The sequence below is a fragment of the Acidovorax sp. 1608163 genome (genome assembly GCF_003669015.1).
Lineage (GTDB): Bacteria > Pseudomonadota > Gammaproteobacteria > Burkholderiales > Burkholderiaceae_C > Acidovorax.
The window spans coordinates 5039671-5045878 of record NZ_CP033069.1 but is presented as its reverse complement, the minus strand read 5'-3'; the positions used below and the strand labels follow the sequence as shown (position 1 = coordinate 5045878).

The window sequence follows — 6208 nt, the reverse complement described above, 5'->3', positions numbered from 1 at the left end:
GTCTGAGGTGCTGGCAAACAAGGTGCGCAGCAAATCGCGCAGCAAGATGGCCATGGAGGACACGCCCAGCATCACGCCGCTGGCGTAGAAGATGCCCACCGACGCGCCCGTGACGGGGGCCTCAGTGTCCCAATTGATTTCGGCCTGCACCCAGCTGCCTTTGAGCAGCAACCAGGACACATACAGCATGGACACCTGGGCCAGCACCAGGCAGATCTTCTTGCCCGTGCGGGGCAGGCGCGCCACCAGGGCATCGGTGCCCAGGTGACCGTGTTCGCGCAGGGCCACCACAGCGCCCATGAAGGTCAGCCACACGAAGAGCCAGCGCGAGACTTCTTCGGACATGGTGAGCCCGAATTGAAGGCGTAACGCAACACCACGTTGCCGAAGACGAGCACCACCATGACGGCGAGGAACAAGCCCCCGAGCATGTCCAGCGCCCGGGTGTAGCGCGCAACACGCGGTCAGCAAATTCGAACATCCTTGTCTCCAGTCAAAACGTTATCGCTTGTCTGGATATTTTGTACGAACTGGTTAGTTTTAATCATCGGTGCAAACCCTTGGGACCTTGCGCGGGCGCAGGCCGGGGTGTAGCAGTACGAAGGGGCAAGAAGGGACGAGACGGGCCGTGAACGCAACGGCCCTCGCAAGGGTCAGCAGCGCACGAAGCGCACGACCATGTCGATGATGGAGTCGCGCCGCTGGGCAAGGCGCTGGGCTCGTCCAGCGAGCGCTTGAGATGGCGCTGAAGGTGTGGCGGTTGGCCACGTTGAAGAAGCACAGGGCCGAGATGGACATGTGCAGGTCAATCGGGTCCATGTGGGGGCGAAACACCCCGGTGGCCACTCCCCGTTCGTACACCGCCTGCACAGCATTGATGGCGGGCACGTCAGCTCCTGGATGGTGGCGGAGCGGCGAATGAATTCGCCCCGGTGCATGTTCTCGTTCATCACCAGACGGATGAACTCGGGGTTGCCCAATTGGTAGTCGAATGTGAAGCCCACCAGGGCCCGCAGCGCGGCCTCGGGCTCCATGTCTTCCAGGCGCAGGCTGGTCTCAATCTGGCGGATGCGGCGATAGGCCTCTTCCAGCACCGCAAGGTACAAGCCCTCTTTGCTACCAAAATAGTAGTAATCATGCGCTTGCTGGTATGGGTCAGCTCAGCGATCTCGTCAATGCGCGCCCCGGCCAGCCCCTTGTCGGCAAACTCGGAGGTGGCCACCTCCAGGATGTTGGCCATCGTGCGGTCCGGGTCGTTGACGCGTCCGCGCTCTGCGGCCGAGGCGGCCGTGGCTCCGCGCCAGCCCTGCGTCGGGGGCCGGCGCAGACGTGGGCCCGTCGGCAGGGAGGTTCTAACCAGTTCGTTCATAGCAGATATAGCATACGGCAATATCTGCCAGCCGCCCCTCCTTGGATACCCGGGGATCAGCCCCTGCACAGCGGCGGGTGCGCCATGCTGCGGGCCTTTGCCCCAGCCGTCTCAGACGGCGGGCTGGTGTCCGCAAAACTGGGCGCTGCATCAGCTTGTCCAGCAGCTTGCCCAGGTTGGGGTACTCGGCGCGCCAGGCCAGCTCTGGGTAGCGGAACTCCAGCCAGCCCAGGGCGCAGCCCACAGCGATGTCGGACAGGCTCAGGTGGATACCGCTGCAATACGGCTTGTCGCCCAGGCCTGGCTCATGGCCTTGAGCGCGGCATTCACCTTGCCCATTTGCCGATCGATCCAGGCCTGGCAGCGTTGGTCATCCGGGCGGTGCACCCAGGTGGATTCCATGCGGGCGAGGATGGCGGCGTCCATGGCGCCGTCGGCCAGGGCTTCCCAGGTCTTGACCTCGGCCCGCTCACGACCTTGGGCCGGGATGAGCTTGCCAACGGGCGAGAGGGTGTCCAGGTATTCCACGATCACCCGCGAATCAAACACGGCCTCGCCACCTTCCATCACCAGGCAGGGCACCTTGCCCAGCGGGTTGGAGGCCGACACCGTGGTGTCGTCCCCCCAGACGTTGTCCTGCAGGAACTGGTAGTCGAGCTTTTTCTCGGCCAACACAATGCGCACTTTGCGCACGTAGGGGCTGGTGGTGGATCCGATCAGTTTCATGGGTAGGCAGGAAGTGAATGCCCGCACGCAAACGGCGCGCACTGGCTGGGGACGCGATTCTATCGGCCCCCGCCACCCCCACCTGACGGGCATGGCGCAGCTACAACAGTGGGTGTCCTCCCACTGCCCACCGACTGCCCGCCTACAATTGCGCGCCATGAGCCTGTCCACCATCACCGCCCTCTCGCCGCTTGACGGCCGTTACGCCCCCAAACTCGCCGCGCTGCGCCCCATCATGAGCGAGCACGGCTACATGCACCGCCGGGTGCAGGTCGAGGTGGCGTGGTTCATCGCCCTGTCTGATGCAGGTTTTGCAGAATTCAAGCCGCTGACCACCGGAGCGCGCGCTTACTTGCTGGGTCTGATCAAGAACTTCTCCGAGGCTGATTCGGCCGCCATCAAAGAGATCGAAAAGACCACCAACCACGACGTGAAGGCCGTGGAATACTGGATCAAGAGCAAGTTCGAAGCCCGCCCGAGCTGGAAAAGGCCGCCGAATTCGTGCACTTTGCCTGCACCAGCGAAGACATCAACAACACCAGCCATGCGCTGCAACTGCGCTCGGCCGCGACCAGGTCGTGCTGCCGGGCCTGGACCGCATCGTGCTCAAGCTGCGCGAAATGGCCCACGCCTTTGCCGACGTGCCCATGCTCAGCCGCACCCACGGCCAGACCGCCAGCCCACCACCGTGGGCAAGGAAATGGCCAACGTGGTGATGCGCCTGCAAACGGCCTGCAGAAGATCGCCGCCGTCAAGATCATGGGCAAATGAACGGCGCCGTGGGCAACTACAACGCCCACCTGTCCGCCTGGCCTGAGTTGACTGGGAAGCCTTCAGCAGAAGGTCATCGAAACGCCCGAACCCCTGGGCCTGGCCTGACCTTCCAGCCCTATTCCATCCAGATCGAGCCACACGACTACATGGCCGAGCTGTTCGACGCCGTGGCCCGCGCCAACACCATCCTGATCGACCTCTCGCGCGACATCTGGGCTATGTGAGCCTGGGCTACTTCAAGCAGCGCCTCAAAGCCGGCGAGATCGGCTCGTCCACCATGCCGCACAAGTCAACCGATTGACTTTGAAAACGCCGAAGGCAACCTGGGCCTGGCCAACGCATTGCTCAAGCATTTGGCCGAGAAGCTGCCCGTCAGCCGCTGGCAGCGTGACCTGACCGACAGCACCGTGCTGCGCAACATGGGCGTGGCCCTGGGCTACGCCGCGCTGGCCTACACCTCGCTACTCACCGGCCTGAACAAGCTGGAAATCAACGAAGAACCCTGGCCTCCGATCTGGACGCCTCGTGGGAAGTACTGGCCGAGCCCATCCAGACGGTGATGCGCCGTTTTGGCGTGCAAGGCGCTACGAAAAGCTCAAGGAAGTGACGCGCGGCAAGACCGTGACGGCCGAAGCCCTGCACGGCCTGATCCAGTCGCTGGAGATTCCCCAGGCCGAAAAAGACCGCCTGCTGGCCATGACGCCCGGCAGCTACGTGGGCAGCGGCAGAGCTGGCCCGCCGCGCATAAAAAAATGATAGCTGCCTGCGCTGATAGCACGGGCCTTTGAAACCTCTAGAGCTGCCAAAGCAAGTAAATACTTGCGCTGCAGCTCTTGTTTTTGATACACCCCATGGCCATCAAATCCACCATCTTCAGGCGAACCTGCAATCGCCGACATCGACCACGGCTACTACGCCGACCATGCCCTGACCCTGGCCCGCCACCCCAGCGAGACCGACGAGCGCATGATGGTGCGGCTGGCGCCCTGGCCATCCAGGCGCACCAGCTCAACGACCTGTGCAATGGCGACGCCACGCTGGCCTTTGGCGCGGGGCTGTCGGACCCGGATGACCCGGATGCGTCACTCACCGACTTCACGGGCCGCAAGCGCGTGTGGATCGAGGTGGGGCAGCCCGAGGACAAGCCGCTGACCAAGGCCTGCAGCAAGGCCGACTCGGTGCTTGTTTACTGCTTCAACCACGCGTCAGAAGTGTGGTGGAAGGGCATGGAATCCAAGCTGTCGCGCCTGGACAAGCTGCAGGTCTGGCGCATCCCCACCGAGGCATCACAAGCCATGGCGGCCATGGCCGAGCGCAGCATGCAACTGCAAGCCACCGTGCAAGAGGGCGCGCTGACCCTGAGCAGCAACCTGGGCAGCGTACACGTGGAGCCGGTGCGCTGGAAGTGACGCCCATAGGCGACGCAACCCAGCGGCGCATATTCTTGACAAAACAGGCGCTAGCGCTTGAAATTGAGCGCTAAAAGCTATTTATTTGATAGCAAAACTCAGTCGCGCGGCATGAGAGCACCGCATTGCCAGCACTGCTCAAAGCCGCCCTCCACCGTCTCCCCGCAACGGCAGGCCCACAGGCGCTGGGGCAGGTTCTGAAGGTCTTGCAGCAACGCCCGGGCGCGGTCAGCGTGTTCATCGTAGTCCAGCCAAATCTCGGGCAGACATTGGTCGGGCGGCAGGTGCCCGGCGGCAGCCCCCAGGTATTGGCGCTGAACCGAAGCGGTCATGCCTGCTTCACACAGCAAGTCTGCCCACACAGTGGCAATCGCGATGTTGGGGGCTTGGGTCAGGCGCAGCATAGACCCACCTTAACCGGTAGAGCATCGCGCGTACAGGCCTGCGGACCCGGACGCCCTCTCAGGCCGAGGGTGTGCGCGCAGGTGCATGCGATGTTGGCCCGGTAGAGCGGCCTTCCGCCGCTCGTTCGGCATAGCGGTTGAAGCGCCAAGCCGAGTGCTCCAGCGTGATCCGGCGCCACACCTGGCGCTTGGCACCAGGCGTCATGGCGGGCCAATGCTGCACCTCGTCAAAGGTGCGGCCACAGCCTTTGCACAGATCGTCGCCCTGGCTGGTGGAGCAAATGGCGATGCAGGGCGTGTCGGGGTGGTGTCGTACCAGCCCATCCAGGCCTGTAGCGCTTCGGGCGGCAAGCGGTTCTCGTCCACCGCATCTTCGTGCCGGTACACCATCAACGCGTACACCTCGGCCAGCGCCTGCACCTGCGGCGCCAGCGCCATGCCCGTGCAGGCAGGCGCGCGCTCGCGCCAGTGGTTGATGGCGGCTTCGATGTCGGTGATGTGAATGGCGGTCATGGACGCAAAAGGCAGCGGAGCGGCTGGGCGGCCGGGCCGCTGCGTGCAGCAGGGCATGGCAAAACCGGGGCGGGAGGAAAGGGGGCTGGATCATAGCCGCCGCAGGGCACCGCCACCGCTGCAGGGTCTCCCCATGAAAAATCCCCGCCACAGCGCAGGCCGTGGCGGGATGGCCAGGCCAAAGCCTGGAGGTGCGTCAGTGGCGTCAGGCGGCAGCGACCTGGGAGGTCTTGCGGCTTTGCAGGTATTTGCCTGTGGCCACCACCAGCACGGCACCCAATGCAGCGGCGGCGTAAAAGCCCACCGAGTGGTGGGGCACGATGGGCTCGAGCATCTTGTCAGAGACGATGGTTTCACCGCCCACCCAGCCAATCAGGGCCGCGCCCAGGGTCACGATGACGGGGTAACGCGTCATCACCTTGATCATCAGCGTGCTGCCAAAAATCACAATCGGAATGGCGATGGCCAAGCCCAGCACCAGCAAAACCATGTCGCCGTTGGCCGCTGCGGCCACGCCAATCACGTTGTCCAGGCTCATCACCAGGTCAGCCACCAGGATCGTGCGAATGGCCGCCATCAAACCGCTTTGCTTGTTCTCGCCTTCGTCTTCTTCGTCATCGCCGTCATTGAGCAATTGCACGCCAATCCACAGCAGCAAGATGCCGCCCACCAGCTGCAACCAAGGCAGTGCCATGAGCTTGACGGCCACAACGGTCAACACCACCCGCAGCACCACCGCCGCCGCTGTGCCCCAGAAAATGGCCAGTTTTTGCTGGCGCGGCTCCAGGCTGCGGGCCGCCAGGGCGATCACCACGGCGTTGTCGCCAGAGAGGATGATGTTGATCCAGATGATCTGGGCCAGCCCGATCCAGAATGCTTGGCTCGAAAGTAATTCCATTGATGTCTCCGTCCTGGGGTAGAGGGCTGCTTGCGCTGAGGAAGCCGCCCACGTTGGGGGATGCGCAAGTCGCAGCCGTGGGCGAAGAGTTTAGGCAAGTAAACCCCTTCGCCCT

General features: G+C 63.6%; 2 protein-coding genes and 6 pseudogenes. 2 read left to right on the top strand and 6 right to left on the bottom strand.

Features of this window, described 5'->3' with window-relative positions; all coding sequences use genetic code 11:
- Positions 1-18 precede the first annotated feature (18 nt).
- The 3 pseudogenes from EAG14_RS00005 to EAG14_RS22545 form a co-directional block, all read right to left on the bottom strand.
- Positions 19-431: pseudogene (locus EAG14_RS00005) on the bottom strand (TRAP transporter small permease); the annotation flags it as partial.
- Positions 432-540: 109 nt separating this feature from the next.
- Positions 541-1034 (bottom strand): annotated as a pseudogene (locus EAG14_RS23835) (hypothetical protein).
- Between the two features lie 391 nt (positions 1035-1425).
- Positions 1426-2095, bottom strand: a pseudogene (locus EAG14_RS22545) (glutathione S-transferase N-terminal domain-containing protein).
- Between the two features lie 157 nt (positions 2096-2252).
- Here EAG14_RS22545 and purB point away from each other — a divergent pair.
- Positions 2253-3617 (top strand): annotated as a pseudogene (gene purB / locus EAG14_RS23830) (adenylosuccinate lyase).
- Positions 3618-3720: 103 nt separating this feature from the next.
- Positions 3721-4278 (top strand): annotated as a pseudogene (locus EAG14_RS22535) (YaeQ family protein).
- Positions 4279-4376: 98 nt separating this feature from the next.
- Here EAG14_RS22535 and EAG14_RS22530 read toward each other — a convergent pair.
- The 3 genes and pseudogenes from EAG14_RS22530 to EAG14_RS22520 form a co-directional block, all read right to left on the bottom strand.
- Positions 4377-4682, bottom strand: a complete 306-nt coding sequence (locus EAG14_RS22530) for a putative signal transducing protein (protein ID WP_099657199.1) — start codon at positions 4680-4682, stop codon at positions 4377-4379.
- Between the two features lie 58 nt (positions 4683-4740).
- A pseudogene (locus EAG14_RS22525) lies at positions 4741-5195 on the bottom strand (DUF3717 domain-containing protein).
- Positions 5196-5400: 205 nt separating this feature from the next.
- Complete coding sequence (locus EAG14_RS22520) at positions 5401-6093, bottom strand: TerC family protein (RefSeq protein ID WP_121727686.1); 693 nt, start codon at positions 6091-6093, stop codon at positions 5401-5403.
- Between the last annotated feature and the right edge of the window lie 115 nt (positions 6094-6208).